The sequence below is a fragment of the Streptomyces sp. NBC_01451 genome (genome assembly GCF_036227485.1).
Lineage (GTDB): Bacteria > Actinomycetota > Actinomycetes > Streptomycetales > Streptomycetaceae > Streptomyces.
The window spans coordinates 4,378,972-4,398,915 of record NZ_CP109479.1; the positions used below are offsets into that span (position 1 = coordinate 4,378,972).

Sequence of the window (19,944 nt, forward strand, 5' to 3'; positions counted from 1 at the left end):
GGCGCAGCCTAGGGTCAACGCGCGTAGCGCGACAGGGGTTCAGGGTTACGGAACGGTTGCCTCCCCGGGAGATTCACCACGAATCGGGCAGGCCTTACCCTCGTAGCCATGACCAGCGACGACACCGCGCGCCCCGGCTCCCCCGGCTCTCCCGAACTGTCCCGCTCCATCGAGACCCTGGCCGCCCTCACTCCCGAGCAGGCGGACGCCGTCCTCGCACTGCTCGCGGACGCCGCCCGGACCGACGGCCAGCAGGCGGTGTCCGAGCAGGGGCGGCTCCAACTGCGCGGGGGCGCCCGCGAGGGCGTGTCGCACTTCCTCCTGATCGTCGGCGGCGAACTCGTCGGCTACGCGCAACTGGAGGACACCGATCCCGTCGAGGCGCCGGCCGCCGAACTGGTCGTCCACCCGGCCCACCGCGGCCACGGTCACGGGCGTGCCCTCGGCTCGGCCCTGCTGGCCGCCTCCGGCAAGCGGCTGCGCGTCTGGGCGCACGGCGGCCACTCCGCCGCCCGGCACCTCGCCCAGGTCCTCGGCCTCGCCCTCTTCCGCGAACTGCGCCAGCTGCGGCGGCCGTTGACCGACCTGGAGCTGCCCGAGCCGAAGCTCCCGGAGGACGTGACGGTACGGACCTTCGTGCCCGGGGAGGACGACGCGGCCTGGCTCGCCGTGAACGCCGCCGCCTTCGCCCACCACCCCGAGCAGGGCTCCCTCACCCAGCGCGACCTCGAAGACCGCAGGGCCGAGGCCTGGTTCGACCCGGAGGGCTTCTTCCTCGCCTTCCGCGACGGCGAACTCATCGGCTTCCACTGGACGAAGACGCACGCGGCGGAGGGCCTCGGCGAGGTGTACGTCATCGGCCTGCGGCCGGGCGCCCAGGGCGGCGGCCTCGGCCGGGCGCTGACGACGATCGGCCTGCGCCACCTGGCGGAGCGCGGGCTGCCCACGGCGATGCTGTACGTCGACGCGGACAACACGGCGGCGGTGAGCCTGTACGAGCGGCTGGGCTTCGAGACCCACGAGACGGACCTCATGTACCGGACCGAGTCCTGAGGTAGCTCCCCGGAACACCTGATGGGGGCGGTGATCTTGACACCGCCCCCACTCTTGGTTCACCCTTTCACTACTCAATTAGTGAAAGGGTGGTTGTACGAGTGGTCGAGTACCGCATCGACAGGCGCACCGGCGTCGCCACCTATCTGCAGATCGTCCAGCAGACCAAACAGGCCCTGCGCCTGGGCCTGCTGGAACCCGGCGACAAGCTGCCCACGGCCCGTGAGGTCGTGGAGGCCACCGCCATCAACCCGAACACCGTCCTGAAGGCCTACCGCGAGCTGGAACGCGAAGGCCTGGTCGAGGCGCGGCGGGGCCTCGGCACGTTCGTCCGCAAGTCGCTGGGGGCCGCCCCGGCGGACTCCCCCTTCGGCGCCGAACTGGCCGACTGGGCCGACCGGGCCCGCGACGCCGGACTCGAACGGGACGACGTGGCCGCGCTGTTCACTTCCGTACTCGACACACATTTCGCCGACACGCAGTTCAAGGGGGACCAGGGATGAGCGACACCGCCATGGAGGCGGCCGGACTGGGCAAGCGGTTCGGCTGGCGGAAGGACCGGGGCTGGGCGCTGCGCGAGTGCGCGTTCCGGCTGCCGGCCGGGCGCGTCTGCGCGGTCGTCGGACCGAACGGCGCCGGCAAGTCGACGCTGCTGGCCCTCGCCGCCGGTCTCCTCAGGCCCACCGAGGGCACGCTCACCGTCCTCGGCACCAGCGCGGCGGCGGCACGTGAGCGCATGGCGTACGTGGCCCAGGACAAGCCCCTGCACCCCCAGCTCACCGTCGAGGACACCCTCCGGCTGGGCCGGGAACTCAACCCCCGGCGCTGGGACCAGGCCGTCGCCGAGGATGTCGTCGCCGCCGGCGCCCTCGATCCCGAGGCCAGGATCCGCTCCCTCTCCGGCGGTCAGCGCACCCGGGTCGCGATAGCCCTCGCCCTCGGCAAGCGGCCCGAACTGCTGCTCCTGGACGAGCCGATGGCCGACCTCGACCCGCTCGCCCGGCACGAGCTGATGGGCACCCTGATGGCCGACGCCGCCGAGAACGGCACCACGGTTGTCATGTCCTCGCACGTCGTGGCCGAGCTGGAGGGCTCCTGCGACCACGTCCTCCTCGTCGGCGCCGGCCAGGTCCGCCTCGCCGGCCCGCTGGAGGAACTGCTCGCCGCCCACACCCTGGTCACCGGCCCGGCCGCCGACCTGGACGGCCACACGGTGATCGAGTCCCGTACGACGGGCCGCCAGACCACCGCCCTCATCCGCCCCGGGGGCCGCCTCGCCGACACCTGGCGGAGCGCCACCCCCACCCTGGAGGAACTGGTCCTCGCCCACCTCCGCTCCCCCGGGGCACCGTCCCTGCACCTCGACGCGGACGAGTCGGCGGAGGCCGCCGTATGACCGCCACCGCCGCACTCGCGGCCCCCGATCGACCCGCGGCACAGCGCACCGGCCGTCTCCACGGCCTCACCTGGACCCTGCTGCGCGTACACCGGGGCGCCCTCTGGTTCTGGCTGCTGTACGTCGTCGTGATCGCCGCCGTGCTCCTCTGGGCGTACGGGCCGGGCGCGCACGCGGCCATGGACGAACTGGCGCGCTCGGGCTGCCGCGACGGCGGCATACCCAACCCCGGCTGCGACACCCTGGGCCCGCGGGGATCCCGCTGGGACTCGGGGGTCGCCCTCGGCAGCTCCATGATCGCGCTCGCCCCGGTCCTGATCGCCACCTGGGCGGGCGGTTCGCTCATCGGCCGCGAGCTGGAGGACGGCACGGCCCAGCTGACCTGGACCCAGTCCGTGTCCCCGGCGCGCTGGCTGGCCGCCAAGCTCGCCCTGCCCGCCGTGCTGATCATCGCGGGCATGCTCCCGCTCACCCTGCTGCACCGCATGATGTGGACGGCCAACCCCGAACTGCGGCGCGACAGCTGGAGCTGGTTCGACAGCCAGATCTTCAACGCCAACGGCATCCTCGCCACCGTCTGCGCCCTGTTCGGGCTGGCCTTCGGCGTCCTCGTGGGCATGGTCGCGCGCCGCTCGGCGCCCGCTTTCGGCGTCTCCCTGTTCGGCAGCGGATTCGGCCTTCAGTACTTCCAGTCACTGCGTCCGCACCTGTGGCTGGCCGAGACCCTGCGGAGCCCCGCCGGGTTCACCGACGAGTTCCCCGACGACGGTATGACGGCCGCCCAGGGCTCCTACACCTCCACCGGCGCCCGCCTCCCCGACCTGTTCTGCGGCGACAGCACCGCCTGCGTCACCCGCAACGACGTCGTCGGCGTCTACCGCGACTACCACCCCGCCTCCCACTTCTGGCCCCTCCAGCTCGTGGAGACCGGCATCGTCCTCGCCCTTGCCGCCGCCGCTACGGCCGCCGCCTTCTGGCTGCTGCGCCGCCGCACGGTCTGACCACCGGCGCACCGACACGCGTACGCCCCTTCCACAGGGGAGAAGGGGCGTACGCACCCTCCCCGCCCACCCTCCCCGCTCACCCGCCCGCACCCGCGAGCCGCCCCCCGATATCCCGCACGTCATGTCCCCGTAACCAGTGATTCAGCCGGGCTTGCGAGGCTCACCCAATGACGCCCGCCGTGCCTGAGCCTTCGCCGCCCCCAGAGGGCATCAACGGGACCGGCCCGGCCCGGCCCGGCCCCGCCGCGCTCCCGCCCGCGCGCTCCGACGCGCCCGTACCGGGCGAGGCACGGAACAATGGGGTCATGAGCCAGCCAAACGCCCAGTCGCAGGTACAGCACGCGCAGCCGTCCGTCGGTTCCCTGACGTCCCACCGCCCGCACACGGTGTCGGCCGTGGTCTCCGACCTGGAACCCGACATCGACGCCGACCTCGACGAGTACGAGGAGGCACCCTACGACGGCGAGCTGCTGCCGCAGGGCCGCTTCCTCGACCGGGAGCGCAGCTGGCTCGCGTTCAACGAGCGGGTGCTGGAACTGGCCGAGGATCCCAACACGCCCCTCCTCGAACGGGCCAACTTCCTCGCGATCTTCGCCAGCAACCTGGACGAGTTCTTCATGGTCCGGGTGGCCGGCCTGAAGCGCCGGATAGCCACCGGCGTGGCCACCCGTTCCGCGTCCGGACTCCAGCCCCGCGAGGTGCTGGAGATGATCTGGGCCCGTTCCCGCGAGCTGATGGCCCGGCACGCCGCCTGCTACCAGGAGGACGTGGCCCCGGCGCTCGCCGAGGAGGGCGTGCACCTGGTCCGCTGGAGCGAGCTGACGGAGAAGGAGCAGGCCCGTCTGTTCACCCTCTTCCGCCACCAGATCTTCCCGGTCCTCACCCCGCTGGCCGTCGACCCGGCGCACCCCTTCCCGTACATCTCGGGCCTCTCCCTGAACCTCGCGGTGATCGTCCGCAACCCGGTGAGCGGACACCGCCACTTCGCGCGCGTGAAGGTGCCGCCGCTGCTGTCCCGCTTCCTGGAGGCCTCCCCGAGCCGGTACGTGCCCATCGAGGACGTCATCGCCGCGCACCTCGAAGAGCTGTTCCCCGGCATGGAGGTCCTGGAGCACCACGCGTTCCGCCTCACCCGCAACGAGGACCTGGAGGTCGAGGAGGACGACGCCGAGAACCTCCTCCAGGCCCTGGAGAAGGAACTGATGCGGCGCCGCTTCGGGCCGCCGGTGCGTCTGGAGGTCGAGGAGTCCATCGACCGGTACGTACTCGACCTGCTGGTACGGGAGTTGAACATCAGCGAGGCCGAGGTGTACCCGCTGCCGGGTCCCCTCGACCTCACCGGCCTCTTCGGCATCTCCTCCCTCGACCGGCCCGAGCTGAAGTTCCCCAAGTTCATCGCCGGCACCCACCGCGACCTGGCCGAGGTCGAGTCGTCGTCCGCGCCGGACATCTTCGCGGCCCTGCGCGAACGGGACGTGCTCCTGCACCACCCGTACGACAGCTTCTCCACCTCCGTCCAGGCCTTCCTGGAGCAGGCCGCGCTCGACGACGACGTCCTCGCCATCAAGCAGACCCTGTACCGGACCTCGGGCGACTCCCCGATCGTCGACGCCCTCATCGAGGCCGCCGAGGCCGGCAAGCAGGTCCTCGTCCTCGTCGAGATCAAGGCCCGCTTCGACGAGCAGGCCAACATCAAGTGGGCGCGGAAGCTGGAGGCGTCCGGCTGCCACGTCGTCTACGGCCTCGTCGGCCTCAAGACCCACTGCAAGCTGTCCCTGGTGGTCCGCCAGGAGGGCGACACGCTGCGCCGCTACTCCCACGTCGGCACCGGCAACTACCACCCCAAGACGGCCCGCCTGTACGAGGACCTGGGTCTCCTGACGGCGGACCAGCAGGTGGGCGCCGACCTGTCGGACCTGTTCAACCGCCTCTCCGGCTACTCCCGCCGGGAGACGTACCGCCGGCTCCTCGTCGCCCCCAAGTCCCTGCGGGACGGCCTGATCTCGCGGATCAACAAGGAGGTCCAGCACCACCGCGCCGGACGCCCCGCGTATGTCCGTATCAAGGTCAACTCGATGGTGGACGAGGCCCTCATCGACTCCCTCTACCGCGCCTCCCAGGCAGGCGTGCCGTGCGACATCTGGGTGCGCGGCATCTGCGCCGTACGGCCGGGAGTCCCGGGGCTGTCCGAGAACATCCGGGTCCGTTCCGTCCTCGGCCGCTTCCTCGAACACTCCCGGGTCTTCGTCTTCGGCAACGGCGGCGAGCCCGAGGTGTGGTTCGGCAGCGCCGACATGATGCACCGCAACCTCGACCGCCGCATCGAGGCACTCGTCAGGGTCACGGACCCGGCACACCGGTCCTCGATCAACCGGATGCTGGAAACCGGCATGTCCGACACCACGCAGTCCTGGCACCTGGGCCCGGACGGCGAATGGACCCGGCACGCGACGGACTCCGAGGGCCACCCACTGCGGAACGTCCAGGAGATGCTCATAGACGCCCGGAGGCGTAGGCGTGGCACAGCGACACCTTGACCCGACCGACCCCACGACGGCCGGACCCGCCGGGCCGGTGACCCCCGACGCCCTGGCGGACTACCTGCGGGCGCAGGCGACGGAGTTCCTCCGCGCCCTGCGCCTGCACAGGGAGACAGGCACGGGCTCCGCCGCCGCCCCACCCGGCGAGGAGCCCGTGGACGCGGCCCGCGCCCTGCGCCACGCGGCCCGCCGCATCACGGGCACCCTGCACACCTTCCGCCCGCTCCTCGACCCCACCTGGTCGGAGACGATGCACCCCGAACTGGCCTGGCTGTCAGGCACGCTGGCGAGGGAGCACGCGTACGCGGCCCGCCTGGAACGCCTGCTGCTGGCCCTGCAGCGGCTGTCGGGGGCAGCACCCTTCCCGGCACAGCTGACCGTGGGGTCCGCCAACGCCGGCCCCCGGTCCCACCCGGCGGCCACCACGGACCGCGGCAACCTCACCGTGGGCGCCGCGAAAGCGGGCGCCCTGCTCGAACGGCAACTGACCCTGGCCCGGACCCGGTCCCACTCGGCGGCCCTCCAGGCACTGGGATCGAGCCGCTTCCACGCGGTGGCCGACAACGTCGCGGTCCTCGCGAGCGAAGTCCCCCTCACCCCCACCGCGGCCACCACCCCCATCGACCTGCGCCCCCTCGCCGCCGCCGCCCACGAACGCCTCTGCGACGCCGTCACCGCCCTCCCCCTCCTCACCGCCGGTCATCCCTACAACGCCGAGGCCCTCGTCCACGGCCTGTCCCCCGACCCGGCCCCGCACCCCCAGGACGCCCCCTGGCACCACGTACGCCTCCTTCTGCGCCTGCGCCGTTACGCGCACGAGCTCCTGGAGGGCGCCGAGGCCCGGGACTGCGTCGACGGACGGATGCTGGCTGCCGGGACAGCGCTCAACCGGCACCGGGACGCGGCCGAGGCCGCCGCGGCGGCGGCAGCGGCGGCCCGCACCCCCCGCATCGCCCCGGCGACGGCGTACGCGCTCGGCGTGCTCCACGCCGACCAGCGTCACGAGGTCGAGGCGGCCCGGTTCGCGTTCCAGCAGTCCTGGGAGAAGAAGGCGATGAGCACAAGGTGACGTCCCTCGGTGAACACCCCGCGCTCGCGGCGGGCTGCGTCCTGTGGCGTCACTCGCCCCTGGACGGCGGCCTGGAGATCTGCCTCGTCCACCGGCCGAAGTACGACGACTGGTCGCACCCGAAGGGCCACCTGAAGCGCGACGAGGAGCAACTCGCCGCGGCACTGCGCGAGGTCGAGGAGGAAACGGGCTACCGGGCCACCCCCGGGTCTCCCCTCAGCACGACCCACTACGAGGTCAACGGCCGCCCCAAGCAGGTCAGTTACTGGGCGGCGGAGGCGACGGCCGGTGCCTTCACCCCGAACGACGAGGTCGACCTCGTCCTGTGGCTGCCCCCGGCGGCGGCCCGCGAACGCCTCACCCAGCCCCGCGACAAGGACCTGGTCGACGAACTGCTGGCCCTGCCGCGGAAGTAGTCACAGGACCGGCCGGGACGGGTCGCCCACATGCCCCTTGCCGTCCGTCCGGGCCAGGCTCCGGGCCCGGCGGGCCGGCCCGCGCCACCCGCAGACACATCTGGCGAAGCAGAACGGCCCGTGCTCCACCATGGAAACGGAGTGCTCGTCGGGGAACTGCGCCTGTTCGCTTCGGTCGTGCTGCGCCACACCCTCAACCGTACCCATCCCCGGGTAAAGCACCGGCATCCGCGTGACGACCTTCCCCACCCCTCGTTAAGCGGAACGACGGAGGCCGTGGACCGACGGCCCTGCTTGGGGGTGGACGGCGATGGACCGGCGGCGACACTGGCGGGGCGGCGGGGCAGTCGTCATGGCCGCCGCGACGACCGGTCTCCTGATCTGCGCCACCGGCTGCACACGCGACGACGGGGCCGCCACCACGGACGACCGCCCGCCCGGCGACGCGGTCCGCGTCCTGCACCGCGCCGCCGCGACCCTGGTCGACGCCGGTACCTCCCGCACCACCACCTCCATGGAGATGGCCACCGGCGGCACCCGCGTCACCATCCGGGGCAAGGGCGTCTACGACTACACGAAACAGCTCGGCCACCTGCAGGTGCTGCTCCCCCAGGACCCGGCCGGCGCCAGCCCGCACCGGCCGATCACCGAACTCCTCGCCCCGGGCGCCCTGTTCATGAAGAACCGGGGCGCGGGCGTCCCCGCCGACAAGTGGGTACGGGTGGACACGGCGACCCTGTCCGACGGCAACCTGGTGACCGGCGGCGCCACCGACCCGTTCGCCGCCGCCGAGGTGCTGCGCGGGGCGCGCGAGGCGACGTACGTCGGCCGGACCCGGGTCTCCGGCACCGAGGTACGGCACTACCGGGGCACCGCCGACCTCGCCGAGGCCGCGAAGAGCGCCTCGCCGGGCAACAGGGGCCCGCTGGAAGCGGCGGCGAAAGGGTTCGCCACGGCCCGGGTCCCCTTCGACGCCTACCTGGACGACGCGGGCCGCATCCGCAAGGTCCTGCACCGGTTCAGCTTCGTCAACGGGCAGCAGAAGGACACGGTCGCGGTCGCCTCGACGACACTGCTGTACGACTTCGGGGCCCCCGTGCACGTACGGCTGCCGCGGCCTGCGGACATCTACGCGGGCCGTATCGCCGAACAGTGAGACCGGCGTACGGAAAACGGGACGGCCGAGGAGAGTGGGCCGGGCGGGCAACCCGGCACGGCCCGGCTGCGTCCGCCGTAGCGCAAGGACTAGCCCGTCCGTGCCATGCGCGGTGTGTGGCCCGCTACCTACTCTAGGGAGCGGTGACGGCAGAGAAGAGGTGATGCACGTGGCACCGGTCGGCGGTACGGCGGTTCAGGACCACGTGGCCCTCGCCGAGATCGAGCTGTGCGGAGACCTGATCATCGCGGCCTCGGCGGCCGGCGAGGAAGGGCTCAGCCTGGAGAGCATCGACGAGGTGCTGCGGGTGACGGAGGAGCGCGAGGGGCGCAAGCTCACGCCGGGTGGCTGAAAAGAGACGGACGCCAAGGGGTCGGCCGGGCTGGCTCAGGTACGCAGCAGACGGCCGATCGCCTTGGTCGCCTCCTCCACCTTCGCGTCGATCTCCGTACCGCCCTTGAGGGCCGCGTCCGCGACACAGTGCCGCAGGTGCTCCTCCAGGAGCTGGAGCGCGAAGGACTGCAGGGCCTTGGTGGAGGCCGAGACCTGGGTGAGTATGTCGATGCAGTAGACGTCCTCGTCGACCATCCGCTGGAGCCCGCGAATCTGCCCCTCGATCCGGCGCAGCCGCTTCAGATGCTCGTCCTTCTGATGGTGGTACCCGTGCACACCCCGGTCGTGGTCGGTCACCACCGCGGTCCCGGCATCAGTGCCCACGCCCGTCCCCACACCGGTCACCACGTCGGGCGTCTCCGCGCCGGCCTCGGTGGTCGTCATCGCGTCCTCCCGTTGAACAAACATCAGACACAAAAGCGTCAATATACCCCTGCCGGGTATATCGTAACCAACTTTGCTGGGTATAGGGCCGGTGTAGACCACCGTGCAGTCCACGCCGACCGATGGGCGACACTGGGGGACGACCCGTTAGCCGTGGCCGGATGTTGCGCCTAGCATCAGCCTGACCGAAACCGAAGGACTCCGAGGACCTCACGTGCGCTTTCGTCTGACCCCCAGGGAGACGAGCTTCTACGACATGTTCGCCGCGTCCGCGGACAACATCGTCACGGGCTCGCGACTCCTCATGGAACTGCTCGGGGCGGACGCCTCCGGCCGGGCCGAGATCGCAGAGCGTATGCGGGCCGCGGAACACGCCGGTGACGACGCCACACACGCGATCTTCCACCAGCTGAACTCCTCGTTCATCACGCCGTTCGACCGTGAGGACATCTACAAACTCGCCTCGCTGCTCGACGACATCATGGACTTCATGGAGGAGGCCGTCGACCTGGTCGTCCTCTACAACGTGGAGGAACTGCCCAAGGGCGTCGAGCAGCAGATCGAGGTCCTGGCGCGGGCGGCGGAACTGACGGCGGAGGCGATGCCGAACCTCCGCACGATGGAGAACCTGACGGAGTACTGGATCGAGGTGAACCGCCTGGAGAACCAGGCGGACCAGATCCACCGGAAGCTTCTGGCCCACCTGTTCAACGGCAAGTACGACGCGATCGAGGTGCTGAAGCTCAAGCAGATCGTGGACGTGCTGGAGGAGGCGGCGGACGCCTTCGAGCACGTGGCGAACACGGTGGAGACGATCGCCGTCAAGGAGTCCTGACCTCTTCATGGACACCTTCGCACTGATCGTGACCATCGCGGTCGCGCTCGGATTCACCTACACGAACGGCTTCCACGACTCGGCGAACGCGATCGCGACCTCCGTGTCGACCCGCGCCCTCACCCCCCGCGCGGCCCTGGCGATGGCCGCGGTGATGAACATGATCGGCGCCTTCCTGGGCAACGGCGTCGCGAAAACGGTCAGCGAGGGCCTGATCGAGACGCCCAAGGGCTCCTCCGGCATGGCGATCCTGTTCGCCGCGCTGGTGGGCGCGATCACCTGGAACCTGGTCACCTGGTACTTCGGCCTCCCCTCGTCCTCCTCGCACGCGCTGTTCGGCGGCATGGTGGGGGCGGCACTGGCGGGCGGCACCAAGGTCTACTGGGACGGCGTCCTGGAGAAGGTCGTCGTCCCGATGTTCGTCTCCCCGGTGGTGGGCCTCCTGGCCGGCTACCTGGTGATGACCGCGATCATGTGGATCTTCCGCCGCGCCAACCCGCACAAGGCCAAGCGCGGCTTCCGTATCGCCCAGACGGTGTCCGCGGCGGGCATGGCCCTGGGCCACGGCCTCCAGGACGCCCAGAAGACGATGGGCATCGTGGTGATGGCCCTGGTCATCGCCGACGTCGAGGACTACGGCGACCCGATCCCGATCTGGGTCAAGATCTCCTGCGCGGTGATGCTGTCCCTGGGCACGTACGCGGGCGGCTGGCGCATCATGCGCACCCTGGGCCGCAAGATCATCGAACTGGACCCGCCCCAGGGCTTCGCGGCGGAGACCACGGGCGCGTCGATCATGTTCGCCACGGCCTACCTCTTCAAGGCCCCCGTCTCCACGACCCACGTCATCACCTCGGCGATCATGGGCGTGGGCGCGACGAAGCGGGTGAAGGCGGTCCGGTGGGGAATCGCCAAGAACATCGTCATGGGCTGGTTCATCACGATGCCCGCGGCGGCGGCGGTGGCCGCCGTCGGCTACGGGGTCGTGCACCTGGCGTTCCTGTAGCGGGTGTTTCGGCCCCTCCGGCGTTCGAGGAGCGGGGTCTGGGGCGGAGCCCCGGAAGGATGGGACGGGCACGGGCGGCGGGGGCGAGGAACCCCCGGCACACCACCGGCCACCGCCACGCACACACGAACGGGCCCGCCCCCGGAGGAAGCTCCGGGGGCGGGCCCTATTCGACCTCACGGTGGCACCGCCATGCAGCACCGCGAGGGGTATACGGGAGGACGTACGAAGAACGTCCGGGCGGCGTCGGCTCAGCCGAAGCGGCCCGAGATGTAGTCCTCCGTCGCCTGCACCGACGGGTTGGAGAAGATGCGCTCCGTGTCGTCGATCTCGATCAGCTTGCCGGGCTGGCCGACCGCCGCGAGGTTGAAGAACGCCGTACGGTCCGAGACACGCGCCGCCTGCTGCATGTTGTGCGTCACGATGACGATCGTGAACCGTTCCTTCAGCTCACCGATCAGGTCCTCGATCGCGAGCGTGGAGATCGGGTCGAGGGCCGAGCAGGGCTCGTCCATCAGCAGCACCTTGGGCTCGACGGCGATCGCCCGCGCGATGCACAGACGCTGCTGCTGGCCACCCGACAGGCCCGAACCGGGCTTGTTCAGGCGGTCCTTGACCTCGTTCCAGAGGTTCGCGCCCTTCAGCGACTTCTCCACGATGTCGCTCAGCTCGGACTTCTTGTACGAGCCGTTCAGCCGCAGCCCCGCCGCCACGTTGTCGTAGACCGACATCGTCGGGAAGGGGTTCGGGCGCTGGAAGACCATGCCGACCTCACGCCGTACCGACACCGGGTCGACCCCGGTGCCGTACAGGTTCTCGTCGTCGAGCATGACCTTGCCGTCGACGCGCCCGCCGGGAGTGACCTCGTGCATGCGGTTCAGAGTGCGCAGGAAGGTGGACTTGCCGCAGCCGGAGGGGCCGATGAAGGCCGTCACCGAGCGCGGTTCGACCGTCATCGAGATGTCCTCGATCGCGCGGAAGGAGCCGTAGTAGGCGCTGAGGCCGCTTACGTCGATTCGCTTGGCCATGGGTATCACTGCTTCTTTCGAGGGGCGGCCGGCCACCTGGCCGACGCGAGGTCGCTGTCGAAACGGCCGCGTCAGCGACCTGTCTTCGGAGCCTTCCAGCGGGCGATACCGCGAGCTCCGAGGTTGAGGATCATCACGAAGGCGATCAGCGTGAGCGACGCCGCCCAGGCGCGGTCGTACGCCGCCTCCGCACCACCGCTGTTCGCGTACTGCTGGTAGATGTACAGCGGCAGCGAGGCCTGCGCACCCTCGAACGGGTTGTTGTTGATGAAGGGGTTGCCGAAGACCAGGAGCAGCACGGGGGCCGTCTCGCCGGCGATACGCGCCACCGCCAGCATGATGCCGGTGGTGATACCGCCGATGGCGGTCGGCAGGACCACCTTCAGGATGGTGCGCCACTTCGGGATGCCGAGCGCGAGGGACGCCTCGCGCAGCTCGTTCGGTACGAGCTTCAGCATCTCCTCCGTCGAACGGACGACCACCGGCATCATCAGGATCGCCAGGGCCAGCGAACCGGCGAAGCCGAACGGCTGCATGTCGAACTGCAGCATGAGGCTCAGGATGAAGAGGCCCGCGACGATCGACGGGATGCCCGTCATGACGTCCACGAAGAACGTGACCGCCTTGGCCAGCGAGCCGCGCCCGTACTCCACCAGGTAGATCGCGGTGAGTACGCCGATCGGCGCGCCCATCGCGGTGGCCAGTCCGACCTGCTCCAGGCTGCCGATGATGGCGTGGTAGATGCCGCCGCCCGGCTCGTTGTCGGAGACGACGCCCATCGAGTGGGTCAGGAAGAAGACGTCGAGTACCTTCACACCGCGCGAGACGGTCGTCCACAGCAGGGAGACCAGCGGCACGAGGGCGAGCAGGAAGGCGACCCAGACCAGCGAGGTCGCGATGCGGTCCTTGGCCTGCCGGCTGCCCTCGACGCGCGAGGCGATGACGTACGTACCGACGACGAAGAGGATCGCGGCGATCAGGCCCCACTGGATGCTGCTGTCCAGGCCGGCGGCGAAACTGATGCCGACCCCGAGCGCGACGGACGCGCCGGCCAGGGCCCAGGGGAACCACTTGGGGAGCCTGGCGCCCTGGAGAGTGCTGGGGCGCTTCTCGGCTACGACGGTGCTCATGCGTTGGCCCCCGAGTACTCGGCGCGGCGGGCGATGATCGCGCGGGCCGCGCCGTTGACCACCAGAGTGATGACGAACAGGACCAGACCGGAGGCGATGAGCGCGTCACGGCCGTACTCCGACGCCTCACCGAACTTGGCGGCGATGTTCTGCGCGAAGGTGCCGCCGCCCGGGTCGAGCAGGCTGGTCTGGATGAGGAAGCTCGGGGACAGGACGGTGGCGACGGCCATCGTCTCGCCCAGCGCGCGGCCGAGGCCGAGCATCGACGCGGAGATCACACCGGAGCGGCCGAAGGGCAGTACCGCCATGCGGATGACCTCCCAGCGCGTGGCGCCGAGGGCCAGCGCGGCCTCCTCGTTCATCCGCGGGGTCTGCCGGAACACCTCACGGCTGACGTTCGTGATGACCGGGAGGATCATGATCGAGAGCAGGATGCCCACGGTCAGCATCGAGCGGGGCGCGCCCTCTTCCCAGGAGAAGATGCCGGTCCAGCCGAGGTAGTCGTTCAGCCAGCCGAAGAGGCCGTTCATGTTCGGTACGAGGACCAGGGCGCCCCACAGGCCGTACACGATGGACGGTACGGCGGCGAGCAGGTCGATCACGTATGCGATGGGACCGCTCAGCCTGCGCGGGGCGTAGTGCGTGAGGAACAGCGCGATGGCGACGGCGACCGGGACCGCGATGGCCATGGCGATGATCGAGGAGACCACCGTGCCGAAGGCCAGGACCGCGATGCCGAACACCGGCGGGTTGAGGTTCGCGTTCCACTCGAAGGTGGTGAGGAAGTTGCCGTCGTCCTTGTTGATGGCGATGAACGCGCGATAGGTGAGGAAGATCGCGATCGCGGCCATGATCGCCAGCAGCAGGATGCCCGAGCCGCGGGAGAGACCGAGGAAGATCCGGTCACCGAGGCGGGTGGCGCCGCGGGCGGCGCGCTTCTCCTCGGCCGTGGGCGGCTGCGGGGCTGCGGGTGGGGTGGTCTCTGGGTTCTTGGTGGTTATGTCCATCGGGTTCTCCGGTCTGCGGGGCCGCACCCGGGGATGCGGCTCCTGGCGGCGGTGCACCGGACGGTGCGGTCAGGTCCCGCCGGCAGCGGAAGCCGGCGGCGGAACCCGACCGCACTCTCAGATCAGGCCAGGCTCTCGACGGTGGTGCGAACCTTGGCGATGATGTCGGCGGGGATCGGCGCGTAGTCGATCCCGCTCAGGATTCCCTGGCCCTCTTCGCTGGTGATGTAGCGGAGGAAGGCCTTCGTGGCGGGCAGGGTGTCCGCCTTGTTGCCCTTGTCGCAGGCGATCTCGTACGTCACCAGGGTGATCGGGTACGCGCCCTCGGCCTTGGTCTTGTAGTCCAGCTTCAGCGACAGGTCGCTGCCGGTGCCGACCACCTGGGCGGCCGCGATGGCCTTGGTGGCGGAGTCCGAGGAGGGCTTGACCGGGGCGCTGGCGCCGGTCGCGATGCCCACGGTCGACAGGTCCTTGGCGTACGACAGCTCCATGTAGCCGATCGCGCCCTCGGTCTGCTTGACCTGCGCCGCGATGCCGCTGGAACCGGAGGCCGCCTGGCCGCCCTTCGCCTGCCAGGCCTTGCCGCCCTCGTACTTCCAGTTCTCGGGGGTGGTGGCGATCAGGTACTTGGTGAGGTTGTCCGTGGTGCCGGAGTCCTCGGAGCGGTGGAACGCCTGGATCTTGGTGCTCGGCAGCGTCGCGGTCGGGTTGAGCGCCTTGATCGCGGCGTCGTCCCACGTCTTGATCTTGCTGTCGAAGATCTTCGCGAGGGTGGGCGCGTCCAGGACCAGGTTGTCGACACCCGGGAGGTTGTAGGCGAGCGCGATGGCTCCGCCGACCGCCGGGAGGTCGATACCGGTGCCGCCGGTGCAGACCTGCTTGGAGGCGGTGACCTCGTCGGGCTTCAGCGGCGAGTCGGAACCGGCGAAGGCGACCGTGCCCTGCGTGAACGCGGTGACGCCGGCGCCCGAGCCGCCGCCCTTGTAGTTGATCTGCACACCGGGGCAGGCGGCCGTGAAGGCCTTGACCCAGGCGTCGATCGCGTTCTTCTGCGCGGAGGAGCCGTCTGCCAGCAGCTGACCCTTGGCGTCGTCACACTTGATGGAGCTGTTGGCCGCCGTGGAGGCGCCGCCGCTGGCGCTCGTGTCGGTACCGGTGTCGTCGGAGCCGCACGCCGTGAGGGCCAGGGCGCCGGAGACGGCGAGAGCACCGAGGGTGAGGGCCCGCCGGTTCATGCGCTGAAGCTTCACTGTCGAGTGTTTCCTTCCAGGAGCCGCCGTCCTGAAATCCGGCGGCGTGCGAGGTCGCGAAGAATGAGTGGCGCAGGGGCGCCCAGGAGGACACACGCAGCACCGGTAAGGCCGAAAGTAGGCAGATCAGGTGAAGCCACCTACGGGCGCGGGTGAACGGAGGGTGAACCCCTGCGGTCGGTGCGGTGAGGTCACGGAATGCTCACGGGGAGAACACGTGTGGGTCCCGACCAGGGGATCGGCCCCGGCCAACCGGATTCTGTTGTACAAGCCCGGAATACCGCCTTCCCCTTCCTTCCGCAAACGCGACGGCCGAGGGAACCCACCATGCATGGAACCCGTCTCGTTCGACGGGAGCCGACACGGGCCCAAACGGAGGAACCGAGGGGAGCACCATGCACCGGCGTATGTTCATGGGAGGCGGCGTGGCCGCCCTGGCGGCGATGACGACGGCGACGGCGTGCACGGCCGCGAAGGGAAACGCCGACGACACGGCCGCCACCTCACCCCGCAGGACGACCCCCCTCACCGCCACGAGCGCCTCGGCCCCCGCCGGCTGGACGGCCCTCGGCCGCGACCTCGACGGCCCGCTCGTCCGCCCCGGGGACGCCTCCTGGCCATCGGCCCGGCAGCTCTACAACACCCGCTTCGACGGACTCCGGCCGGCCGCGGTGGCGTACGTCGCCCACGCCGACGACATCCGTACGGTCCTGTCGTACGCCCGTGCCCACTCGGTCCCCGTGGCGATCCGCAACGGCGGCCACTCGTACGCGGGCTGGTCCTCGGGCAACGGCCGCCTGATCGTCGACGTGTCGAAACTGAACCGCGTCCGCGCGGCCGGCGGCACAGCGGTAGTAGGAGCGGGCTCGAAACTGATCGACGTCTACCGCGCCCTGACAGCGAAGGGCGTCACGATCCCGGCGGGCTCGTGCCCGACGGTCGGAGTCTCGGGCCTGACGCTGGGCGGCGGCCACGGAGTGGTGTCCCGTGCATACGGTCTGACCTGCGACAGCCTCACCCAGGCAACGCTGATCACGGCGGACGGCCGCGAGCTGACGGCGAACGCCACAACCAACAAGGACCTGTTCTGGGCCCTGCGAGGCGCGGGCAACGGCAACTTCGGCATCGTCACGGAACTCCACTTCCGCACCCACCCCGCCCCCCAGGCGGTGGCGGCGTACATGTCCTGGCCGTGGCGGAAGGCGGCGGCGGTGATGAAGGCCTGGCAGGAGTGGGGTCCGACGCAGCCGGACGAGATCTGGTCGTCCCTGCACGTGGCGAACGCGGCCGGCGGCACCCCGACCATCTCCGTCTCGGCGTTCTCCCTCGGCACGTACACGGAGCTGCAGAACGCGGTGGACCGCCTGGCGGACAGAATCGGTTCCTCGGCCACGAGCGTCTCCCTGAAGCGCCGCTCGTACGAGGAGGCGATGGAGGTGTACGCGGGCTGCTCGTCCTTCGCGACGGACGCCCAGTGCCACCTGCCGGGCCGAACCCCCGGCCGCTCCCCGCAGGGCGCACTCGGCAGGGAGACCTACGCGGCCCGCTCGGACTTCTTCGACCGCTCCCTCTCCCCGGCGGGCATCCAGACGCTCCTCTCCCGCATCACCTCGGTCCAGGGCGGCTCGGGCAGCATCGCGTTCACGGCACTCGGGGGCGCGGTGAACAGGGTCTCGCCCACGGCGACGGCATTCGTCCACCGGCGCAGCCGCATGCTGGCCCAGTACATCGTGTCCTGGCGCGCGGGTACGGAGGGCAGGGCGGCCCAGTCCTGGCTGACATCGGCCCACACCGCCATGGCCCCGCACGCCTCGGGCGCCGCCTACCAGAACTACACGGACCCCACCCTCCGAAACTGGCGCAAGGCGTACTACGGCGACGCGGCACCCCGCCTCCAGCAACTGAAGCACCAGTACGACCCGAACCGGGTGTTCACCTACCCCCAGGCCCTGTAAGAGGACCGGCCCCCCCGGCGGCCGCTCCAGCCCAGGCCCAGGCATCCCAGCCCAGGCTGGGGCATTCCAGCCCGTCCGGCGCTTGAGGACAAGGCCCCTTCAGGGCCGACAGCGGGGGCCCGGGGGTGCAGCGCCCAGGAACAGGACGGGACGGGTAGGGGCGGCGGGGGCGAGAAACACCCCGTTACGCCGCCAAGCCCCGTTCCTCAGCCCCAGCCTCCGCCCCAGCCCCCCGAGCTCCAGGAACCACAGCAGCCCCATCACCCGCACCCACACCCGATCCCGACCCCGCCCCCCGAGCCCGAATCAGCACCCCACCCCAACTCGACCCCTCAACAGCCCGGGTGACCGGAGTAAGAAGACCCATAGCCAGCGGCGACAACAGCAACACCACAGCCGTCCCGAGCGCGAACCCACCCACCACGTCCGTCGGGTAGTGCACCCCCATGTACACCCGGCAGAACCCCTCGACCACCGCGAGCCCTATCCCCACCAGCCCGAACTTCCGGTTGGCGACGAACAGTCCGACGCCCATCGCCATGGTGATCGTCGCGTGATCGCTCACGAACGAGTAGTCGGTCTTCCCGGAGACAAGAACCTCAAGCCCCTGATGATCCAGAAAGGGGCGGGGCCGCTCCACGAACCCCCGTATCGGAATGTTCACGAGCACGGCGACCGCCGCACCGAGCGGCGCCCAGATCAACGCGGCCACGGACACGGCCGCATCGTCCGCACCCCGCCGCCGCACACTCCACCAGCACCAGACCACGACGAGCACCATGGCGACCAACAGCCCGTACTCGCCCACGATCTCGACCACGCGGTCGAACCACCGGGGCGCGTCCTTGGCCAGGCCGTTGATGTCGTAGAGCAGGTCGACGTCGGGGTTCGACCCGGTTTCGGCGAGTCCAGCCATGGTGCTACGGCCCCTTCGTCGTGATGTTCCGGAGCGCACTGATTCCGTGCGCCACTCCTGCTCGCTCACCCCGTGATGCAGGGACCCACCGCCGCCAACTCTTGACACGTGCCACAAGGACCACGGGGACCACAAGGACCACACGAACAAGAACGACAAACGCGACGCCCGATCAGGGCACCGGCGAATCCACTACTCCAACAGGAACGCACGGACTCCGTTAATACGTTCCACTCTCCACCGAATGATCACGCAGACGTTATCGAAGAGAGACACATCGCCGCAGCTCAGGGCTTGGTTTCACGCTGCGCTCACACCGCCGTGGGCAACGCTTTCGCGCCATCTTCGGTGACCCGCGTCGCTCCGAAGTAATCGGGGGTGTCGATCGGATCGAACCGAATGACCGCCCCGGTCCGCGGCGCGTCGATCATGTAGCCGCCGCCCACATAAATCCCGACATGGCGGATGGCCCGGGAGTTGGTGAGATCGTCGGAGAAGAAGACAAGGTCACCCGGCAGCAGCTCGTCCCGCGAGGGATGCGCCCCGGCGTTGTACTGATCGTTGGCGACGCGCGGCAGCTGGATGCCGACGCTGTCGTAAGCGGCCTGTGTGAGCCCGGAGCAGTCGAAGCGTCCGCCCTGCTCAGCGGTACCGGTGCCACCCCAGAGGTAGGGCGTGCCGAGCTTCTCCTGGGCGTAGTTGATCGCCCCGGCCGCCTGCTCTGAGGGGTCGACGCGGCCCACAGGGGCCGCAAAACTCGTCTGTAGCGTGGTGATGGTCTTCACATAGTTCTGGGTCTCCGCATACGGCGGTACGCCCCCGTATTTGATGACGGCGTACGCCCCCGCGTTGTAGGCGGCGAGCATGTTGTGCGTGGGGTCTCCGGGCGCGTCCTTCACATAGGAGGCGAGCTCGCAGTCGTAGGACGCGGCCGATGGAATCGCGTCATTCGGGTCCCATACATCGCGGTCGCCGTCACCGTCGCCGTCGATTCCGTGCGAGGCCCAGGTTCCGGGGATGAATTGCGCTATCCCTTCCGCCTTTGCCGGACTCTTCGCATTCGGATTGAATCCGCTCTCCTGGTACAGCTGTGCGGCGAGGAGGGCGGGATTGATGGCGGGGCACAGATTGCCCCACTTCTGCACGAGCGCCGAATAGGCGGCCGGCACGGCCCCCTTGGCCAGCGCGACGCTTCCGCTCCCGACCCCGCCGGCGACGTTCCCGGCGACGAGGTAGACACCCACGACGAGCAGCATCACGAAGCTGAGGGTGCCACCGACGGCAACGCTCGCCACGATCCATGCCTTACGCACCGTCAACCGCCCCTCACCGCCCGGGAGTACGCCCACGTCAGTGTAGAGGGGCTACCCACACCCGGGGATGATCACGACGAAACACGCCGCACG

The 19,944-nt window shown here is 70.1% G+C and carries 20 protein-coding genes; 12 read left to right on the plus strand and 8 right to left on the minus strand.

Annotated features, from left to right (window positions below):
• Positions 1-108: 108 nt before the first annotated feature.
• From mshD to OG595_RS19105, 7 genes are all read left to right on the plus strand, one after another.
• The gene (mshD, locus tag OG595_RS19075; protein ID WP_329273611.1) at positions 109-1,053 is read left to right on the plus strand and encodes a mycothiol synthase; all 945 of its coding nucleotides are present in this window, start codon (positions 109-111) and stop codon (positions 1,051-1,053) included.
• Between the two features lie 101 nt (positions 1,054-1,154).
• On the plus strand, positions 1,155-1,556 hold the full coding sequence (locus tag OG595_RS19080) for a GntR family transcriptional regulator (RefSeq protein ID WP_329273612.1): 402 nt from the start codon (positions 1,155-1,157) through the stop codon (positions 1,554-1,556).
• Positions 1,553-2,449 carry an ABC transporter ATP-binding protein gene (locus tag OG595_RS19085; RefSeq protein ID WP_329273613.1) on the plus strand — a complete coding sequence of 299 codons (897 nt, stop codon included), beginning with the start codon at positions 1,553-1,555 and terminating at the stop codon, positions 2,447-2,449. The genes OG595_RS19080 and OG595_RS19085 overlap by 4 nt, the downstream gene beginning before the upstream one ends.
• Entirely contained in the window at positions 2,446-3,450 is a 1,005-nt protein-coding gene (locus OG595_RS19090; protein WP_329273615.1) for a cbb3-type cytochrome c oxidase subunit 3, read from the plus strand. The genes OG595_RS19085 and OG595_RS19090 overlap by 4 nt, the downstream gene beginning before the upstream one ends.
• A 308-nt stretch (positions 3,451-3,758) precedes the next feature.
• Positions 3,759-5,990 (plus strand): RNA degradosome polyphosphate kinase, encoded by a 2,232-nt coding sequence (locus tag OG595_RS19095; RefSeq protein WP_329273617.1) that lies wholly within the window; start codon positions 3,759-3,761, stop codon positions 5,988-5,990.
• On the plus strand, positions 5,971-7,062 hold the full coding sequence (locus OG595_RS19100) for a CHAD domain-containing protein (RefSeq protein ID WP_329273618.1): 1,092 nt from the start codon (positions 5,971-5,973) through the stop codon (positions 7,060-7,062). Before OG595_RS19095 ends, OG595_RS19100 begins: the two co-directional genes overlap by 20 nt.
• Positions 7,059-7,478 (plus strand): NUDIX hydrolase, encoded by a 420-nt coding sequence (locus OG595_RS19105; protein WP_329273619.1) that lies wholly within the window; start codon positions 7,059-7,061, stop codon positions 7,476-7,478. The genes OG595_RS19100 and OG595_RS19105 overlap by 4 nt, the downstream gene beginning before the upstream one ends.
• Here OG595_RS19105 and OG595_RS19110 read toward each other — a convergent pair whose 3' ends face one another.
• Positions 7,479-7,667: a hypothetical protein gene (locus OG595_RS19110; RefSeq protein WP_329283648.1), complete on the minus strand. Its 189-nt coding sequence runs from the start codon at positions 7,665-7,667 to the stop codon at positions 7,479-7,481.
• Between the two features lie 121 nt (positions 7,668-7,788).
• Between OG595_RS19110 and OG595_RS19115 the strand changes: the two genes are divergently transcribed.
• Complete coding sequence (locus OG595_RS19115; protein ID WP_329273620.1) at positions 7,789-8,634, plus strand: hypothetical protein; 846 nt, start codon at positions 7,789-7,791, stop codon at positions 8,632-8,634.
• A gap of 163 nt (positions 8,635-8,797) precedes the next feature.
• Positions 8,798-8,986 (plus strand): hypothetical protein, encoded by a 189-nt coding sequence (locus OG595_RS19120; protein ID WP_329273621.1) that lies wholly within the window; start codon positions 8,798-8,800, stop codon positions 8,984-8,986.
• Between the two features lie 35 nt (positions 8,987-9,021).
• Here the strand turns inward: OG595_RS19120 and OG595_RS19125 are convergent, their stop codons facing one another.
• Positions 9,022-9,411, minus strand: coding sequence for a metal-sensitive transcriptional regulator (locus OG595_RS19125; RefSeq protein WP_329273623.1), 390 nt, complete (start codon positions 9,409-9,411; stop codon positions 9,022-9,024).
• 214 nt (positions 9,412-9,625) lie between these two features.
• On the opposite strand from OG595_RS19125, the gene OG595_RS19130 reads away from it, so the two are divergent.
• Together OG595_RS19130 and OG595_RS19135 are read left to right on the plus strand one after the other, a co-directional pair.
• On the plus strand, positions 9,626-10,246 hold the full coding sequence (locus OG595_RS19130; protein WP_164321238.1) for a DUF47 domain-containing protein: 621 nt from the start codon (positions 9,626-9,628) through the stop codon (positions 10,244-10,246).
• 7 nt (positions 10,247-10,253) lie between these two features.
• Entirely contained in the window at positions 10,254-11,252 is a 999-nt protein-coding gene (locus OG595_RS19135; protein WP_329273625.1) for an inorganic phosphate transporter, read from the plus strand.
• A gap of 251 nt (positions 11,253-11,503) precedes the next feature.
• Here OG595_RS19135 and pstB read toward each other — a convergent pair whose 3' ends face one another.
• From pstB to pstS, 4 genes are all read right to left on the minus strand, one after another.
• Complete coding sequence (gene pstB / locus OG595_RS19140; protein WP_329273626.1) at positions 11,504-12,280, minus strand: phosphate ABC transporter ATP-binding protein PstB; 777 nt, start codon at positions 12,278-12,280, stop codon at positions 11,504-11,506.
• Between the two features lie 71 nt (positions 12,281-12,351).
• Positions 12,352-13,410: a phosphate ABC transporter permease PstA gene (gene pstA, locus OG595_RS19145; RefSeq protein WP_329273627.1), complete on the minus strand. Its 1,059-nt coding sequence runs from the start codon at positions 13,408-13,410 to the stop codon at positions 12,352-12,354.
• The gene (pstC, locus tag OG595_RS19150; protein ID WP_329273629.1) at positions 13,407-14,417 is read right to left on the minus strand and encodes a phosphate ABC transporter permease subunit PstC; all 1,011 of its coding nucleotides are present in this window, start codon (positions 14,415-14,417) and stop codon (positions 13,407-13,409) included. The genes pstA and pstC overlap by 4 nt, the downstream gene beginning before the upstream one ends.
• Before the next feature lie 122 nt (positions 14,418-14,539).
• Positions 14,540-15,667 (minus strand): phosphate ABC transporter substrate-binding protein PstS, encoded by a 1,128-nt coding sequence (gene pstS, locus OG595_RS19155; RefSeq protein WP_329273630.1) that lies wholly within the window; start codon positions 15,665-15,667, stop codon positions 14,540-14,542.
• A gap of 395 nt (positions 15,668-16,062) precedes the next feature.
• Here pstS and OG595_RS19160 point away from each other — a divergent pair, with 395 nt between their 5' ends.
• On the plus strand, positions 16,063-17,622 hold the full coding sequence (locus OG595_RS19160; RefSeq protein WP_329273631.1) for an FAD-binding oxidoreductase: 1,560 nt from the start codon (positions 16,063-16,065) through the stop codon (positions 17,620-17,622).
• A gap of 184 nt (positions 17,623-17,806) precedes the next feature.
• Here the strand turns inward: OG595_RS19160 and OG595_RS19165 are convergent, their stop codons facing one another.
• Both OG595_RS19165 and OG595_RS19170 read right to left on the minus strand, forming a co-directional pair.
• A complete protein-coding gene (locus OG595_RS19165; protein ID WP_329273632.1) occupies positions 17,807-18,538 on the minus strand; it encodes a phosphatase PAP2 family protein in 732 nt (243 codons plus the stop codon).
• A gap of 311 nt (positions 18,539-18,849) precedes the next feature.
• The gene (locus OG595_RS19170) at positions 18,850-19,857 is read right to left on the minus strand and encodes a C40 family peptidase (RefSeq protein WP_327700240.1); all 1,008 of its coding nucleotides are present in this window, start codon (positions 19,855-19,857) and stop codon (positions 18,850-18,852) included.
• Positions 19,858-19,944: the final 87 nt, after the last annotated feature.

Excerpts from the sequence above, each read along its gene's own strand:
- mshD (WP_329273611.1), top strand. The coding sequence starts at position 109 with ATGACCAGCGACGACACCGCGCGCCCCGGCTCCCCCGGCTCTCCCGAA.
- OG595_RS19085 (WP_329273613.1), top strand. The coding sequence starts at position 1,553 with ATGAGCGACACCGCCATGGAGGCGGCCGGACTGGGCAAGCGGTTCGGC.
- OG595_RS19090 (WP_329273615.1), top strand. The coding sequence starts at position 2,446 with ATGACCGCCACCGCCGCACTCGCGGCCCCCGATCGACCCGCGGCACAG.
- OG595_RS19095 (WP_329273617.1), top strand. The coding sequence starts at position 3,759 with ATGAGCCAGCCAAACGCCCAGTCGCAGGTACAGCACGCGCAGCCGTCC.
- OG595_RS19115 (WP_329273620.1), top strand. The coding sequence starts at position 7,789 with ATGGACCGGCGGCGACACTGGCGGGGCGGCGGGGCAGTCGTCATGGCC.
- OG595_RS19120 (WP_329273621.1), top strand. The coding sequence starts at position 8,798 with ATGCACGTGGCACCGGTCGGCGGTACGGCGGTTCAGGACCACGTGGCC.
- OG595_RS19125 (WP_329273623.1), bottom strand. The coding sequence starts at position 9,411 with ATGACGACCACCGAGGCCGGCGCGGAGACGCCCGACGTGGTGACCGGT.
- OG595_RS19135 (WP_329273625.1), top strand. The coding sequence starts at position 10,254 with ATGGACACCTTCGCACTGATCGTGACCATCGCGGTCGCGCTCGGATTC.
- pstB (WP_329273626.1), bottom strand. The coding sequence starts at position 12,280 with ATGGCCAAGCGAATCGACGTAAGCGGCCTCAGCGCCTACTACGGCTCC.
- pstA (WP_329273627.1), bottom strand. The coding sequence starts at position 13,410 with ATGAGCACCGTCGTAGCCGAGAAGCGCCCCAGCACTCTCCAGGGCGCC.
- pstC (WP_329273629.1), bottom strand. The coding sequence starts at position 14,417 with ATGGACATAACCACCAAGAACCCAGAGACCACCCCACCCGCAGCCCCG.
- OG595_RS19160 (WP_329273631.1), top strand. The coding sequence starts at position 16,063 with ATGCACCGGCGTATGTTCATGGGAGGCGGCGTGGCCGCCCTGGCGGCG.
- OG595_RS19165 (WP_329273632.1), bottom strand. The coding sequence starts at position 18,538 with ATGGCTGGACTCGCCGAAACCGGGTCGAACCCCGACGTCGACCTGCTC.